The 16857-nt window shown below is 47.4% G+C and carries 13 protein-coding genes; 5 read left to right on the top strand and 8 right to left on the bottom strand.

What is annotated here, in order from left to right; genetic code table 11:
* Positions 1-3: 3 nt before the first annotated feature.
* Positions 4-576 carry a hypothetical protein gene (locus IMY23_RS01835; RefSeq protein WP_192820463.1) on the bottom strand — a complete coding sequence of 191 codons (573 nt, stop codon included), beginning with the start codon at positions 574-576 and terminating at the stop codon, positions 4-6.
* 674 nt (positions 577-1250) lie between these two features.
* On the opposite strand from IMY23_RS01835, the gene IMY23_RS01830 reads away from it, so the two are divergent.
* The gene (locus IMY23_RS01830; RefSeq protein WP_192820462.1) at positions 1251-3794 is read left to right on the top strand and encodes an XrtN system VIT domain-containing protein; all 2544 of its coding nucleotides are present in this window, start codon (positions 1251-1253) and stop codon (positions 3792-3794) included.
* On the top strand, positions 3794-5125 hold the full coding sequence (xrtN, locus tag IMY23_RS01825; protein ID WP_192820461.1) for an exosortase N: 1332 nt from the start codon (positions 3794-3796) through the stop codon (positions 5123-5125). The genes IMY23_RS01830 and xrtN overlap by 1 nt, the downstream gene beginning before the upstream one ends.
* Before the next feature lie 100 nt (positions 5126-5225).
* Here the strand turns inward: xrtN and IMY23_RS01820 are convergent, their stop codons facing one another.
* Positions 5226-6452, bottom strand: coding sequence for a multidrug effflux MFS transporter (locus IMY23_RS01820; protein WP_192820460.1), 1227 nt, complete (start codon positions 6450-6452; stop codon positions 5226-5228).
* Between the two features lie 390 nt (positions 6453-6842).
* Here IMY23_RS01820 and IMY23_RS01815 point away from each other — a divergent pair, with 390 nt between their 5' ends.
* The gene (locus IMY23_RS01815; protein ID WP_192820459.1) at positions 6843-7727 is read left to right on the top strand and encodes a universal stress protein; all 885 of its coding nucleotides are present in this window, start codon (positions 6843-6845) and stop codon (positions 7725-7727) included.
* 315 nt (positions 7728-8042) lie between these two features.
* Here the strand turns inward: IMY23_RS01815 and IMY23_RS01810 are convergent, their stop codons facing one another.
* The 3 genes from IMY23_RS01810 to IMY23_RS01800 form a co-directional block, all read right to left on the bottom strand.
* On the bottom strand, positions 8043-8546 hold the full coding sequence (locus tag IMY23_RS01810) for a phosphoheptose isomerase (RefSeq protein ID WP_192820458.1): 504 nt from the start codon (positions 8544-8546) through the stop codon (positions 8043-8045).
* A gap of 171 nt (positions 8547-8717) precedes the next feature.
* Positions 8718-9095: a hypothetical protein gene (locus IMY23_RS01805; RefSeq protein WP_192820457.1), complete on the bottom strand. Its 378-nt coding sequence runs from the start codon at positions 9093-9095 to the stop codon at positions 8718-8720.
* A gap of 105 nt (positions 9096-9200) precedes the next feature.
* Complete coding sequence (locus tag IMY23_RS01800; RefSeq protein WP_192820456.1) at positions 9201-9881, bottom strand: hypothetical protein; 681 nt, start codon at positions 9879-9881, stop codon at positions 9201-9203.
* Between the two features lie 466 nt (positions 9882-10347).
* Here IMY23_RS01800 and IMY23_RS01795 point away from each other — a divergent pair, with 466 nt between their 5' ends.
* Positions 10348-11769, top strand: a complete 1422-nt coding sequence (locus IMY23_RS01795) for a sodium:alanine symporter family protein (RefSeq protein ID WP_192820455.1) — start codon at positions 10348-10350, stop codon at positions 11767-11769.
* Between the two features lie 257 nt (positions 11770-12026).
* On the opposite strand, the gene IMY23_RS01790 is transcribed toward IMY23_RS01795, so the two are convergent.
* From IMY23_RS01790 to IMY23_RS01780, 3 genes are all read right to left on the bottom strand, one after another.
* On the bottom strand, positions 12027-13811 hold the full coding sequence (locus tag IMY23_RS01790; RefSeq protein ID WP_192820454.1) for a DUF262 domain-containing protein: 1785 nt from the start codon (positions 13809-13811) through the stop codon (positions 12027-12029).
* A 29-nt stretch (positions 13812-13840) separates the two neighbouring features.
* Complete coding sequence (locus tag IMY23_RS01785; RefSeq protein ID WP_192820453.1) at positions 13841-14779, bottom strand: DnaJ domain-containing protein; 939 nt, start codon at positions 14777-14779, stop codon at positions 13841-13843.
* Positions 14780-15457: 678 nt separating this feature from the next.
* Positions 15458-16204, bottom strand: coding sequence for a DUF4145 domain-containing protein (locus IMY23_RS01780; RefSeq protein WP_192820452.1), 747 nt, complete (start codon positions 16202-16204; stop codon positions 15458-15460).
* A gap of 305 nt (positions 16205-16509) precedes the next feature.
* On the opposite strand from IMY23_RS01780, the gene IMY23_RS01775 reads away from it, so the two are divergent.
* The gene (locus tag IMY23_RS01775) at positions 16510-16671 is read left to right on the top strand and encodes a hypothetical protein (protein ID WP_192820451.1); all 162 of its coding nucleotides are present in this window, start codon (positions 16510-16512) and stop codon (positions 16669-16671) included.
* Positions 16672-16857 lie beyond the last annotated feature (186 nt).

The raw sequence follows: 16857 nt of genomic DNA, 5'->3' as shown, positions 1-16857 counted from the left end.
TTCTTAAAGCCACTCATGGTGCGCCCTCACGTTTTGAAGTTGAAGTTGCGGCAACGCATAGTATCTGCCGTAATAAGCCATGGGTTTTCCGGAGCTTACAGCATGCAGCAAGCCCATTTGCCCGTCTGTCATGTACAGTTCAACTGCTGCCTGCCCAATTTCCTGCAAACCATGGTTGGGCACCTCCCCTTCCCAGAAAATTTCCTGGATTAAGTCTTTCACTTCTACCAGCAAGGTCACCTGAGAGATTTCTACCTTCCCGCCAACGGTGTACCCACTAATAAGCGCTTTGCCAGAATAAACGCCTTGCTGAAATATACTGTAACTACCAGCCCAATCACCCAACCAAGCGGTGGTGCCATTTTCATATAAGATAAACCAGTGGTTGCGGTACCCTTCGGTGAAAAAATATTGCAGCCGCCCAATGACCTCAAACTTGCTGCCTTGGTTATAACCGGTGGTGCCCACCTGAATGATGCTCAACACTTCCTTAGGCTGGGGTGCTTTGGCTGAGCCGGTTCCCTGCACTTCTACCCGTCTAGCAATGGTCTGGCAGGTCATACAACTCAGGGCCAAACACTCCTCCGTTCTGAACACCAAAGAGGCTCCGCAGGATGTACAAGGAAAGGCGCTGCCTGGAGTGAGTAGCATCTGGCAAGTAAAATGGTAATAAATGGGTTAGCGGTCCAGTTTTAAAGGCTTATGACTTGGAATGCCTATTTTGAACTTCTAAAGTAGGGAAGAAAACCTTCACAGCAGTAATCACTAACAAAATTTATATGAACGTGATTTCTGCAAGCTCCAATCAGTAGGATTTGTTGGCATTGAAAAGGCATTGGTTTTCCGATTTCGGGCTCATTTCTGGAAATGAGCCCGAAATCGGAAACCTTCATCAACTTCGTGTCAGGACCTCTACTTGTGAAAGGGATAATACTGCGGAAAGAAAGTAAGGAAGAAAAATGTAAGTACTGAAGGTTAAAGGCTAAAGGGTTGCCTTTCCTTTTCCCATGCCTGGCTAAGCTGGCTTGCTGGGCCCGAGAAAGCGATTATGAGTTTTACTGTAAAAAATTTACAGAAACTCTTGATTCATACAAAAGTAAAACTAACTTTGAAACTCAAAGTACTTTACAAATACAAATTATGCTTCCCTTAACCTTACTTTACTGATTATATACCAGCTTTTCACCTATTCCATCCAAAGACTTCCAAATCTCTTGAATTGAACATGATTAACTTATAAACCAAAGCCCATGCAAGTAGACTTAGAAACTGCTTTAACTGAAAAAAGCACGCAAATCTCCCCTCAGAACCCACACCGTAAATCGTTACTCCTGGCAGGATTGATTTGCATTCTCCTTTCCTTTGGATTGTTCCTTTTTCAGGAGCAACAACTGCAGAATGGCCAGCAAGGCCAAGGAGGCATTTTCATGCTGCAGTATGCCTTGGCGGGTGGTTATTTCCTGGTCTTGGTTTTCAATAAGCTTTTTAAGTTCAAGAAGAGTTTTCAATACTTGGAATACCTCATGCTGTTTTTGGTCCTAGGCCTGATCAGTGACTTTGCTTTGAACCGGCAGATACGCATTTTTTATCCCTCAGTAGATTGGTTTTCTGCCTGGCTGGTACTGGTTTCATTAGGTATGATTGGGTTTTCCTTCAGGCAATTAATACCAAGGGCCCTAAACTTTGTGGTCATTTTCTTACTGGGAACAGGGCTGGTGGCTTTCGGTTACTTTGCCTTTTATCTGGCCCCTTTCTACCTTATTGGTTTGGTGGGAGCCCTTATGCTTGGTTTGGGCCTTCATGTATTTATTCCGGTATGTGCAGTATTTGCCTTGGTAACCGCTGCCCGAAGGATGTACAAACATGACCTGGCCTTACAACGCACTTTTTTGGCAGGCATTCTTCTGCCTCTTTTAGCGGCTATCACTTTTCTTGTTCTCTGGTACCAGGGAAGTACACATATCAACCAAACCTTGAACCATTACCAAACCCAGGACCAGCAAGATTTGCCGAAGTGGTTGGTTGTAGCCCAAAAAATACCTGTGACACCCGTGTATGAACGCATTATTAAATCTGACCTAGTGTACCAAACGGCATCAGAACGGTTTGACATGTTTGACTTGCCTACCAGAAACTTTGATGAAACGCTTCAGCATGACCCTTTGGTAGTGATGGCCACTCGTTTCTTTCAAAAGCCGGAACTGCAAACGGAGGAACGCATCAAAATACTGGAAAGCATGTATGATGCACGTCACTTAGCGCTTGACCGGTTATGGAGTGGGCAGCACCTCACTACCAGCAATGTAATCACCCAGGCACAAATTTTCCCGGAATACCGCATGAGCTACACAGAGAAAATCCTGAACGTGCACAATAGCATGCCAGTTGAATGGTCACAAGAAGAAGCCATATACACCTTTCACTTGCCTGTAGGCAGCGTGGTGACCTCACTGTCACTCTGGATAAATGGCAAGGAAGAGAAAGGCTACCTCACCACCCAAAGCAAAGCCGACAGCGCCTACAATACCATAGTGGGCGTAGAAGTGCGCGACCCATCTGTGGTGCATTGGCAGGAAGGCAACACAGTGAGTGTACGAGTTTTCCCCTGCACGCCGCAGGAGAACAGGCAATTCAAATTAGGCATTACCTCGCCATTGAAAGTACTGGGCAATCAATTGCAATACCAAAACATTTACTTTGATGGACCTTCTGCTTCCCAAGCCACTGAAACAACAGTGATCCGTTTGCCCAATGACGCCATCGGCCGAAACCTTCCTTCTGAGTACAAAGTCAAAGGAAACGGTCGGTACGAGCGCTTCGGGGAGTATCAACCAGATTGGCGATTGCAATTTCCGGTTTCACCAATCTCACCCGTTTCTTTTAATTTCAGGGGCAACCAATACCACATGCAAGCCCACGTTAAAAAGTACAGTGATTTCACTCCCACCCGCATATACCTGGATATTAACAAAGCCTGGACACAGGAAGAAATCGCTACCATAGTTGAGGTTGTGAAAGGCAAGCCCGTGTATGTTTTCCAAGATTCAATGATTAAGCTGACCAACCTTAATAAAGAGGCTTTGCTAGCATCTCTGCGGACGTCTAACTTCACATTGTTCCCTTTGCATTTAGTAAAAGACCCTGAAAACGCTTTAATCATTAGCAAAGGCAATGGAGTGTCTCCCAATCTGCAAGATATAAAGGAGAGTCGTTTTTCGGCTCTGTTTTCCAAATCGGCGCTAAACCAGCAGCCCGTGCGGTTCTTCCATTTAGGCCAGGACCTTACGCCGTACATCAAAACATTGAAGGAGCTCCGCCTCTTGCGGTATGACCAAGGCACTACAGATGAAATAGTTCATTTGCTGAAACGACAAAAATTTGTGCTTGACCAAACAGATGCCAATACCGTGGTGTTAGGAGCATCTGGTACCCAAATCAAGAGAACGGAAACTTCAATAAACTCACAAACGACAGCACCAGACCATTTAATGCGACTCTTTGCCTACAATCACCTGTTGCATCAAATTGGGCCTAATTATTTCAAGAAAGGCTATTTGGAGGAAAACCTGATTGCCGAAGCTGCGCAAGCCAATGTGGTGAGTCCTTTGTCCAGTTTGGTAGTGCTGGAGAAACAGGAGGACTATGAACGGTTTGGCATTGAAGAAAACAAAGACGCCCTGGGCAATGCCACCATGAAATCGTCAGGCGCGGTGCCGGAACCACATGAATGGGCCTTGATTATTTTAGTGGTGCTCGTAGTTTTCTACACTGCCATCAAGCCTAGATTTTTCTGATGCAATTCCTACTAAAAGCACCTGTCAAATATTCTGTGCCGCTGAAACTTCTTTTGGCGGCAGGTTTCTTGTTGGTAGCTGGGATCACCTTGCGCTATTATCTGCAATGGAATCTGCCGTTTCTGCTGGCATTTGCATTAATACCACTGGTAGCGCAAAATGCTCCGCGCCAAGCGGTTCCACCTGTCATAATCACCCTGACTGCCGTTTTTATTGGGTTGACCGCCATATTGAAATTAAATACCATTTTTTATGTAGCCTTCTTATTGGCGGGGTGGGTGGCGGCGCAGACGCTCTTTGGCATAGCAGGGAGATTGCCTTTGCTGTTGTTGCTGGTAAGTTCACCCATCTTTGTGTATGTCACTGACATTTGGAGCTTCCCGCTTAGATTGAAGTTGTCAGGGTGGGCGGCCCAGCTACTTTCACCGCTCTACAAATCGGCGACGTCGCAAGGGAACCTAATTCTGCTGAACGGTCAGGAATTCTCCGTGGACCCTGCCTGCGCAGGTTTGAGCATGCTTTCTTTTTCCCTTTTGCTGGCGGTGGCGGTTTTGGCACAATTTCAGAAACAGTACCAATTCAGGTGGGCGTGGTGGGAGTTGATTTTGATGCTCTTATGCATGGTACTCCTCAATGTAGCCAGCAACCTCATTAGAATTGTGCTCCTGGTCCAATTCAAGATCATGCCCCAAGACGCGCTGCATGAAATAATGGGGTTGCTCTGCTTGTTGGTGTATGCCGTTGTACCGTTTTATGCTGTAGCGAAATGGCTTGCCAAGCGTCAAAGACAACACAAATTATTTCCACAGCAGCCTCCGGCATCTTCAGTTTCCAGGGCGGCCTTGGCTCTCAACTTCTTTTTGCTGGCCGGCCTAACTTTTGCGGGGTATCAGGTTTTGACGAGGCCTACAGTAGAGGCTAGCCCATTGGTTCAGACCAAAGCTGGGTTTACCGTAGAAAGCATGCCCAACAATGTGCAGAAATGGACCAATGGGGAAATGCTTGTTTACTTAAAATCTACCAGAAGATTTTACACGGTAGAGCATCATCCGTTTATCTGCTGGCAAGGCAGCGGCTATGAATTCACCAATGTGCAGCAACAAGTAGTAGCTAATAAACTTGTTTACCTTGCCACCCTGAATAACGGCACAGACACCCTTTACACCGCCTGGTGGATGGACAATGGACAACAGCAAACAATTGACCAACTGGACTGGCGCTGGCGCATGCTAAAAGGGGAACCTCCCTATTATTTGGTAAATATTACCGCGGCCACCTCTGCCAAATTAGAAGCATCTGTCAAAGCTTGGCAGCTTTCTATGAAACAGTAATTTTGTTCCGCATCAGTACCTGCTTTCCATAGAGCCGGTTTCCGTTTTCGGGCTCATTTCTGGAAATGAGCCCGAAAACGGAAAATCTATCCTTCTCTTTTTACACCTCCGTCACGGTACCGGCTTCCACGGCTTTGGTGTAGGCTCTGGAAGAGCCCCGGCCCAGAAAGTACAGCACAATGCCTACCAAAGTACACAGGGTCATGACGGTCACCATGGGCAGGGCGGTGCCATTATGAAACATACTCACCACGGCAGACACTAGGGCGCCCATGCCCATCCTGAAACTTCCGCCCAGTGCAGAGGCGCTGCCCACGTATTTGGAGAAAGGCGCAATGGACAAGGCCGAGGCGTTGGGCGCCGTGAGCCCCTGTCCCAGCATGAACAGGAACAGCACCGCAATCAAACTGGTTTTCCCGAACCACCCGTTGTACACGCCCAGTACCATCACCGCCCCCACCACCATCTGGTAAACCAAAGCCACGTTGATAATTTGTTCGCTGGAAAGCCGGCGGAGCAAAATGTGGTTCAACTGCGGCGAGCCGATGAGGGCAATGGACAGAAACGCGAAAATCCAGCCGTACTCCTGCTCGCTCACCTTGTATATGTTCATGAACACATCTGGGGAACCGGCAATGTAGGCGTACGGCGCCGCCGAAGCAATGCCGCCCACCAAGGTAAACACCAGAAACTGCGGGTTCTGCAGCACCTTTGAAAAATTCCCCAACACCGCCTTTGGCTTCAATGACATGCCGGGGTCACCTTTCCGGCCTTCGGGCAGGGCAAAATACACGCCCACCATAATGAGTAACGTAATCACGCCCAGGGCCAGAAAAACCGAGGGCCACCCAAACGCCGCCGTCATGTACCCGCCCACGGTTGGGGCAATCATGGGTGACACGGCAATGACCAGAATAAGCCAGGAAAACACTTTGGCCGTCTCGGTGACCGGAAACAAATCACGCACCAGGGCCTGCGCCGCCACCATGCCCGCGCACCCGCCAATGGCCTGCAGAAAACGCATGGCAATGAGCATGTCCGGGGAATCTGCATAGGCACAGCCCACCGAGGCGACGATGTACACCAACAGACCGGCGTACAGCGGGTACTTCCGCCCGAACCGGTCCAGCAAAGGCCCGTAGAGCAACTGCCCCACTGAAATACCGACAAAATAAGCGGTCAACGACAGTTGGATGGTGGCAATGGACGTGTTCAGGTCCTGGGCAATGGCCGGAAACCCCGGCAGGTACATGTCAATGGAAAAGGGCGAGATGGTGCTGAGCGCCCCCAGGATAAGGATGATGAGGATATATTGTTTTCTGGTCATGATAACGTTGCGAAAAACAAAGGTACAACCCAAAGGCCCAGAACCCACCAAAAGAGCCTACCTGTTGCGTCAATGACCAAATGCCAGGTAGTAAACCATTGATTTTCAAGCGCTACCCCAAGGGTCACCTTTTGGTTACCAGTCTTTCTCTTAGTGACAAAGATCATATCCCGGCCCAACCAAGGTCATCTCATAAGTGTCTGGGCCTCCATAACTTTGCTTCATCAAACAGTACAAACCAAACACCAGCAAAACCCGAAACCATTACGTCAATTTAAGTGGTGGCCACAGAACCAGGCATTGAAAAACAGCAACGTGGCTTTTTCCCTGGCCTGAACCGAAAGCAAAACAAAACAAACTCGATACTCCTAAACCCTAAAGTCCAACGTCATGAACACCATTCTGGTCCCCACCGATTTTTCTGCCAACGCCTTGAACGCCATTCAATATGCTTCTGACATGGCCAGCGTGGTAAAAGGCAAGGTTATTCTGTTCCATGCGCTGCATGAATTGATCATTTCCACGCCAGAGGAGCCCAATGCCGTGCAACCCGGGGTTTTGCTACAGGAAGGCTATTTAGGCGAGTTGGAGAAAATCTCCCGCACCATTAGGTTGGAGCATGGCTTTAGATTTGAGGTGGAGTGTATCTGTGAGCCCGCGCCCCTGTACCAAACCCTGAGTAAATTGGTGGTGCAGCACCAGGTAGATTTGGTGGTGATGGGTACCAAAGGCGCCAGCACGTTCCTAGACAAACTGATTGGCACCAACACCCGCATTGTCATGGAAGAAGTGCCCTGCCCTGTGTTGGCCATTCCGGCTAATGTGCAGTTTCAGGGGTTTAACAGCATTACCTACGCCTCAGATTTTGAGAAAGACGAAGCGCCCTACCTGCAGCAACTCTTGGCGCTTGCCAAACCCATGGCGGCGGTCATTCAGGTCCTGAACATTAAAACCGAAGAGGAACTGGATTTAGTGTCTGACCAGCAGGTAGTAACAGACATAGAGGAAACGCTGGCGGGCCACGCCTACCAACTAACCCAGGTGCAAGCCGACACGGTACTGAAAGGCGTGCAAGCGTTTCAGAAAAAGAACCACACTGAAGTATTGGCGGTAGCCCTGGAAAAACGCACGTTCTGGGAAGGCTTCTTCCACAAAAGCGTTTCTGCTGAGTTGGCCTATGCCAGCACCGTACCGTTCCTGACTTTACCGGCCCTGCCCTACCAGCAGAAGAAGAAAAACGCCTCCGCCACCAGCCAGCCTGGCGCTTTCTGTTAAGAGCTTGTTTAAATTTCTCTTTTGCTGGCGAAAATAGCCAGAATAAGGTTCTGCGGAAGCGTTTTTTGAGCAGCGTAGTAGCGCTACAGTACGATAAAAAGGCAAAAGCAGGTTCTTGTTACGGCCTTTTTGTAGCGCAAAAGAGAAATTTAAACATGCTCTCATTTGGTAGCTGCACGTGACCTGTTGCTTTCAATAAAATAGGCACCAATTCCTTTTGGAAGTGCAGCCCTTTAAACACAGCGGGCGTTTTTGGCCTCATTTCCAGAAATGAGGCCAAAAACGCCCGCTGTGTTTTCAAATTTTTAAGGAATATTACCTTCCGAAATCGTCCTGCACCCGCACAATATCATCTTCATTAGAGGGATTATGGGCATCTGTGTGCTGCCAGATCTCGGCCAGAACGCCCCATTCCCGCAGGCCCACCAGGCGGTGGCGCTCAGACTGCTGCAGCCTGATCAACGCTCCGGGCCCTAATTCCTGTAATTCGCCTTCAACATTAGTAGCGCTGGTCACCACACCCACCGGGCCACGCAACACTTTCCAGATTTCGGCACGGCGATGGTGGTATTGCCAGGACAGGCGTTTCTCTGGGGCCACCACCAAAATCTTGGGACTCAGTTTGCCGGAGATGCGCAGGCCTTCCACGTTCAGCCCCTCAAAATAGGTCTCGGCAAATTTCTGCGCCTGGTCTTCGGCCATCACAAAAAAACCTCCCCAAGGCCGGTGCGGGTCCTGGCTCACAATGGTGAAGCCCTGGCCCTTTAATGTTTGTTCTATTTCCTGGAAAACCGCCTGTTTTTGATCTGTGGTGGTCATATGGTACTGGTTGTGCGCTTACTTGAAAATCTAAGGTAAACATTCTTGCCTTTCTTCAGCTTAAGCAACCCCCCGGAAGTGAAAAAAACGAAAGAAAATCCTAAATAATATCAAAAAAAGCGGCCTCCCTGTTAAGAGAAGCCGCTTTCTACATGAATCCAGTAAGGCTACCTAGTTGAACTGCGCCGTGACATATTGCACCAGTTTCTCATCTGCCATGTGCTGCGAGGTACTTTCTTTGGTTTGGGTGTTTTTGAACTGGGCCGTGTTGGCTAAAAAGTGCATGAACTGCTCCTGCGTGATGCCGGTGCCCGTTACGTGCACTTCCTCGGCGTTCTGCATGAGCGCACAGATTTCCTTGAAGAACTTTTGCTGCAAGCCCTGCTTAGCGTTATGGGCCGTGTTTTCATTGGAATTGCTGCCCTGGCCTTCGTTCTTGGCCTGACCCAAGACCACAAATTCACCGGAGTCCAGGTCTTTTCTACCTACCACCGTGGCCTGCACTGAATCTAACCAAACCCCAAATTGCTTACTGTTTTTTCCTAACATCTTGTTTTGTTTTAAGTGTACTATGTGTTACCAGGCCGCTGACGCATGCAGCTTACTGGCACTGTTGTTTTAATTTGATTTAAGGTCTACAACCGCTAAATTTCTTTAAACGGCTTCCTGCGGTTGGGCCAGGGGTTCATAACTGCCTTCAAAGTTCTGGGCCACCAGGTCTTCCTTGCTTAGCCAGTACGCCGAAGTCAGCAGTGTATACGCATGGTTGCCCTTGCTTTCCAGTTCCCAGACAATGCCTTCGGCCTCCGGGAAAGAAACGGTGCCCGCCATTTGGTCGGGGAACAGGCGCTTGATCAAATTGCTATCTGACAAGCCTTGGTGTAAAAGCTGCAACGCTCCTGCCTTGGTGAGAACCACCTCTACTTGTGCCTCTTGAGGCGTGGCCGTGAAGTCAATGCACGTGGCTTTGGCATTCGGGAATTTGCCGTTGAACGCCTTGTACAACAGCTGGTTGATATGGAACAAGCGCGCGTGCAGGGTAATGTCTGGGTATTCCTCTGAGATTTTGTCCAGCAGCATGTCATTGGAAATCTGCTGAATCTGGCCTTCGGTCAGGTGCTCAGACAGTTTGTAGTCTAAGATAATGGCAGCCGCTTCATTGGGCTCAAAATCGGTAATGGCCATGGCCAGTAATTCAGGCAAGGTGTCTGGGCTGGCGGTGCCGGCATCTGGGAAATTGAATTTCTCCAACAGCTGAATATAGTCCTGGGTAGTCCAGTACGCCGGAATTTCATTTACCGTGGTGGCACTGGCAATGGTGAGGGTATAGTTCATAAAAGAATAGTTGCGTATAAGCGGCCGTTTTCAGGCTGTATTTTGGAAATAGCGCCTAAAACAGCTTGAAAGCAGTAATAAGAAAATAGTATAGTGGTTGGTGCCTACCCGGTTGGGGTCAGGCAAAGGAAGGCAAGAGGAAGGATTTGAAACCCAAAGTTGGTGCGCTGGCCAATAGGCGTGTCTTGGTAGAACGGCCCACACCTGGTAAGGTTGGAAAAGACTTCGTTTATATAGGTAAAGGCAAGCGCAATTCTCTAGTAAACCTTTACAAATCATGATGTAGGCAGTGCTGGCTGAATTATTGTGGATTTAAAAAACCACACGAAGGTTTCAGACCACAACCCATTAGATTTTGGGGCGGCATAGAATTTTACCTGACATTTTTCCTTACTTTGGGCTAAAATAGGAAAACTGTTTTCTCTTAAAACCTCACCCTTAACTATTCTCTGCCTACCCTTTTACCATGGAAAAACTAATTGCCGATATCAATGCTATTGTTTGGAGCAATGCCTTGATTATTCTTTGCCTGGGCACAGGTGTTTACTTTTCTGTGAGAACGGGTTTTCTGCAGGTGCGCTATTTCAAGGAGATGATTCGCCTGCTTTTTAATAATACGAGTTCTGCTAATGGTATCAGTTCTTTCCAGGCCTTTGCTGTGGCTATTGCCGGGCGTGTGGGTACGGGTAACATTGCCGGCGTGGCCACCGCCATTGCCATGGGTGGCCCCGGTGCCATATTCTGGATGTGGATGATTGCGTTTCTGGGCAGTGCCTCGGCGTTTATGGAGGCCACGCTAGGTCAGATCTACAAAGAGGTGAAAGACGGGCAGTACCGGGGTGGACCTGCCTTCTACATTGAAAAAGGACTAGGTGTAAAATGGTATGCCGTGGTTTTTGCGGTAGCTACCATTGTGAGCATGGTGGTACTGTTACCGGGAGTGCAAAGCAACAGTATTGCCTTGGGCATCACCAAAGCGTTTGCTATTCCGCCAGCCATCACAGGCGGTGCCGTTACCCTTGCTTTGGGGCTCATCATCTTTGGCGGCGTGAAGAGAATAGGCAAAGTGGCAGAAGTGCTGGTGCCTTTTATGGCGGGTGCCTATATCTTGATGGCGGTTATCATCATCTTCATGAACATTGGCCAGGTGCCAGAAGTCTTTAGCTTAATTATACGTTCTGCCTTCAACCTGGAACCTGCCTTTGCCGGTGTTTTTGGCATGGCCGTTTCCTGGGGCGTGAAAAGAGGCATCTACTCTAATGAAGCCGGACAGGGCACTGCGCCCCATGCCGCCGCCGCCGCGGAGGTCAGTCACCCAGTAAAACAGGGTTTGGTGCAGGCGTTCTCTGTGTACGTAGACACGCTCTTTGTCTGTACCGCCACCGCGTTTATGATTTTGTTTACCGGCCAATACAATGTGGTGAACCCAGCAGGTGGCTTTCTGGTAGAGCATTTGCCCGGCGTGCCCACTGGTTCTGAGTTTACCCAGCAAGCGGTGAACACGCACTTCCCGGCCTTGGGCGGTGGGTTTGTGGCCATTGCGCTACTGCTCTTCGCGTTTACCACCATCATGGCTTATTACTACATAGCCGAAACCAACCTGAGTTACCTCATGCGCAAAGGCACCAACAAATGGATGCTCTGGGGCTTACGTGTCCTTATTCTGGGTGCTACTTTTTACGGTACCATCAAAACCGCCGAGTCTGCCTGGGCCCTGGGCGATATTGGCGTAGGCGTCATGGCCTGGCTCAACATTGTGGCCATTCTATTGCTTCAAAAACCTGCCATGCGCGCCCTCAAAGATTACCAGACCCAGCGGAAAGCAGGGTTAGATCCGGTGTTTAATGCGGAGAAATTGGGGATTAAGAATACCGAGGAATGGCGGTAGTAATCATTGGTTGCCTGAGAGCATGTTTAGTAAAAAAAGCCCATGGACCTGCGCCCTTGTTGGTGTTATCACCAACAAGCAAAATAGCCCAGTAAAAGGGTTTGTTGGTGATAACACTAATAAGGGCGGCTTAGTATAACATCTTTCCCACTTTATTATACAGGCTCTCTAAATCCATTTAAATTCCGTCTTTTAGTCAGAAGGTGAAATGAAAATAAAGCCCTCTTTGGTTTAACCAGAGAGGGCTTTATTTGTAACTAAAGCGAAAAATAATAATCTTTAATCTTTTCTGCCATCAGCCGCCGGCGGCCAATTAAAAAATCTGTGTAGTGCTGTATCTCCATGTGCGCCAAAGATACTGGTACTGCATTCATCTTTAGGTTATGGGAAAGCTCCTCTGGGTTAGCTAGGCCGCTTAGTTGCAGATTCTGTTCCTGCATTTGAGCTGAGAGAAGACCGAAATACTCTTTAGGAGATTTACTGCCTACCTTAATGTTGATTTCGGTTTGCATGTAAGCGTAGTTGGCAATCTGGTTGTACTTGCTGCGGTCAAGCCCGTTTCTTTTCAGGTATTCTTTGGGGAAGAGGTGGTGAATATCGCCTTTGTGGGAAATAAGGTCTGCCACCGTGATGTCTTTAGACAGAAAACCTTTGTCATTGGCTTTAACCTGGGCCGCCAGAAAAACCAGAAAGTACGGACTGCTGGCCACAGAGGTATCTAAACTCTGGGGCAGTGAGAAATTCCAGAAAGCCTCAGACAATTCACCTTCTTCTTTTTCCTTTAGATACTCGGCAAAGGACCGCTCAGAGATTTGCTTGATGTCATAATCAAAATAACTTTCGGCAGAGCCGGAATAGCGACCCGTTAAGATGGAATACACCAGCCAACGACGCACGTAGGTCTCAATGGAAACAGAATTCACCCCCAGTTCCCGAAGCTTTAGAAACAGGATGTACGCGAAATTGAGCACGTTCTGCGACCGTATGAGCTTGGGCGAGATAAAGCCCGCCGACTTCACAATCATGATGAACCGTTTGTAGTTGGTTTCATTAATGAAGTTGTACACGCCTTCTCTCAAGGTGGCAAAAGATTGCTCTGCAATGGCGGCCTCAAACGTTCTGGCCTCAAAATTTCGCCCTGATAGCAGGCTCACTAAATCTGACAGCTTGCCGCGGTTGAATTTAGACGTAAAAGCCACCCTGATTAAGTCTGTGTATTCTGGGTCATAGAGGTCTTCTGTCTCTGACCTAAGCCATTGCATTTTCTGGAAGAAATTTGTCTTGGCAAACTCTGGGTCATTGTCTACAATATGCCGGAAGAACTCTGGCGCAATGGCCAGGTGGCAAAAGTAGTCTATGGCTTTGCGCAGCTCGTTGCCGTTGTATTCTGAGTTGGAGGCAATTTTGCTCATGGCAAAGTCTGCCTGGCTCAGGACCACGCCTTTGGAGTTAATTCTGATGAAAATCTCCGTGACGGTTTCAATGTCCAGGTCTGGGGCCAATTCAATCATGCCTATTTGTTTTTTAGGAATGTTGATGAGCGTGGAGAAGGCATTGCGGACCTGTTTTTTGTCTACGTCTGGGTTCAGCTCAAAGTAGTTCTCAGCTATTTCAAAAAGGTCACCGTTAATGGCTTCGGCAATGTCTGGCAGCCAAGTTTTGTCTTTTAAGATAGCGGGGTTCTGTACCTCAAACCGCTGGTCTATGGGGTGGAACGCCACCTTAATCTTAACCCGCTTGTAGTTCTTGTTTACCACGTACTGCCCCAGAATAGCGGCAGTGAGGGCCGTGATGCGCTGCTGCCCGTCAATGAGCACCTTTTTGCCGTCACTCAGCGTGCCGTCTTTCAGTTTCACGTTGGGGTTCTTCCAGGCGATGACGTAGCCTACCGGATAGCCCTGGTACAGGCTGTCCATAAGGTCACGCACTTTGGAGCTATCCCAGACAAATGGGCGTTGAATTTCTGGTATGGCAATCTCGCCAGATTTTACCCAGGCGAGCACGGTTTCTATAAGGTATTGATTGACGGAGTATTTTTGCATTGTGAATTTAATATTAAACTAAGGTCATATTACCTAATTTCTTTGCTATCTCTTTTTATAAAACCGCCCCAGGCCCAGCCCTCTTTATTTTTATACCTGATATAATACCAATTATCTTTCCTGCCTTCTATTTTTTCCAGCGGGCCATCTGTACGCAATATTTCCACCCTCTGATTATTGGGAACGCCTGTAATAGGGACGGCATCTACATGGGGAGTCTCTCTTATTTTTAGTCCTTTAGTGGCCGTAATTTTGGCGTTAGTGAGACTTTCTCTGAAAAAATAAATTGATACTAAAAGTAAGTTAGCAAACAGAAAAAACCGTTTTACCCATTTCCAACAAGTTACTTTTGCCCAAACAGAAGCTGGCTTTCTGTTCTTCTTTCTTATTGTAGGTGAGGCAGGGGGAGTAGTTGCTACTGGTGAAGCATTGGCTTTAAAAGCCGCTTGGTTGCTTTTAAACTGGCTCTGGAAGACAGGTAAAGAAAACCCAGGAATATTTTTCCTTAATAGCTCAAGTGCGCCGTCATAACTCACCAGCAATTTTCTGGGAGCATGGCCATCAAAAGGAGATATAATGCCCAAATGTTCAAGTTGGTCAATAATGCGGCCTGCTCTGCCATACCCAATTTTAAAATTTCTTTGCAGACCGGTAGAAGAAACCTGTCTGGTTACTAAGATGAGGCACGTAGCATTTACTAAAAGGAAATCAAAATCTTCTGTTTCAAAAGGGGAATTCTGTGTTTTACCTCTCTTTGTTGCACGTAACGTATGGTTGTAGGCAGCCCGCTTTTTTTCGTCTCCTATTACCTCGTAGGCTTCATTAATGCTTTTAAATAATTGGTCAAAGAAAGTATCATTACTGTTCTTGTCTGGATGGAGCTTAATGGCAAGTTTACGATATGCTTGTTTAATTTCATCCTGAGATGCTTCTTCTGAGACACCTAGTGTTTCGTAATATGTTTTCATCCTACATAAAGGTATTTAAACAGGATAAAGAACAAACCAAAATAGATAGCTGCCCACTTAATATGGCCCCACATATCAATTCTGGCGGCGCAACTTTCACAATGGCTTCTTACGCCATAATAGGTCCTTGAACTTCCGCCAGAAGACCTAGAACTCACCCAGCCTCCAAAAGATGAACCTGTTACCACTGACCTTCTATAGTCTGCGCCTGACGCACCACATCTGTAACAACTGGCCATGTCTTTCTCAAATATTTAAATAAAAATAGGTCTATAGAATTTTTACAAACTACTAATAAATTGAAATATGATAAAGCTTCTGCCCCAATTTGCTTGAAAAACGTTTTCGGCTTCATTTCCCAAAGTGAGGCCGAATACGCCTCCCCTTCCTATCATCTTGGAAAGGCCTTGTGGGCGAAGGGCAGGAACTTGCTCCCTTGCTCTTTCGGATTTATCAATCCGAAAGCCCTCTGTCGGGGATTAGGAAATCCTGAACAGCAATTGGTTGTCAATATGCCTACTTAGAAGCTGCTTTCGGCTTTATTTCTCAAAATGAGGCCGAAAACGTACTGTAAAATCCTCACAGGTTTTCAAAACCTCTGAGGTTTAGCGTTTACGACAGCGCTTTTCTAGCTGGCCCACAAGGTCCTTTCAGGATGACAAAAAGAGGGAGCCGGTGTTACAGCGCCAGTTCCGTTTGGTTTTCTCCTTTGGTTTTCTTGGCCTTGGGGGTGCTAGCTTGAGCGGCTTTTATCTTTTGCAGCAGTACGCTGGCGGGCTCGTCTTGCGGGTCTTGCGGTACCAGTTCGCCTCTGAACGCTTTGGCCAGCAAGGCCTGCGGAAGCTGGTCTATCTTGCTGGCCGCTTTCTCAGATCTTTGCTGAATAACTTGCTGCGTCTCTTCTGGCAATCCTGTAGTTTGCCGTTCCTGCAGTAATTGCTCAAACCGTTGCTCTAGGTTCTTGTAATCGGTTTCCAGAACATACAGGGCATGGCGGGTGTCAAGTTCCGCCGGCATTTGAAACTTGAAGGCAGTTATGTCTGCGGGAACAGTGGCGTAGGTTTCATAAAACCACTTGCTTATCTTATAACACAGAAAGAGAGCGTGTTTAGCCTCATCTACCGTGGCTTTGTTCTGATGGACTGCAATATTCCCTTTCTCTTTGATATGAAAGAAAAGGTCTTTGATGTTATTGGGTAGAATCCTGCCAAACTCAAGTGTTTTGATGCGGTTATGAAAAGAATTCTCAGCCGGGAACTCCAACTTATGTTCCTCAAACAATTTCTCTGTAAGCCGCTCCCCAAATTGCCTTATTTTAAACGAGGCCGTAACCGGGTCTTGATACAAGTTAAATTCCGCCGATTGCCCTAAATTGAACAAAATAGGAAACTCCTCTTCTAAAAACCTGAAATTTGAAGTAGACATGCAAACTCAGTTTTTGGGGGATGTAAAGGTGTTCATGGGCAGCAGAAGTACGTTGCAGGTCACTAAAGAACGCCTTTAAATTTGATTTTGGCAAATGAACCAGCTTCAAATAATATAGAATCCGGAGCCGTAAGGTCATTACCAGAAAAGCAATATAAGGTATCTCATGAATCTACCGTTTTCTTTATGCTATGCGGGCAAGGCCCCTATATAAAGCGATGCTCCAGATGGTATATCCCATCCCTTGGTAATCAAAGATTAACAAGCGTTCACCAGGTCCGTAGATATAAAAAATACCCTAGCCTATGAGTACCAGATCAGCAGACCAACAGAAGAAGCAGCGCCAGAAAGAATTTAAGGAGCGAAAAGAAAACCAGGCCCGCCTGAAAGCGGCTGCCCAACAAGCCAAGCGAAGCACATCTGAGAAGGAGGATACAGACGACAATAAGAGTAAGGATGAAGATTAGTTTCAGGTTAGTTAGAAACTAACTATTGTGAGGTTTTTAGCTTACCTATGACTTGCCTTCCTGTGTTAGAAAATTATGGCATTTTATATTTTACACAGCTGTCCACTTGGCTTATGTATTTGAATTTTTGGCTAGGAAGAGCGCCAACAAAAAAGCACCTACTTGGCTTTGTGAGATGAGTGGTTA

The organism is Rufibacter sp. LB8, assembly GCF_014876185.1.
In the GTDB taxonomy this organism is placed as follows: Bacteria; Bacteroidota; Bacteroidia; order Cytophagales; family Hymenobacteraceae; genus Nibribacter.
This window is presented reverse-complemented; position numbering and strand designations above follow the sequence as displayed.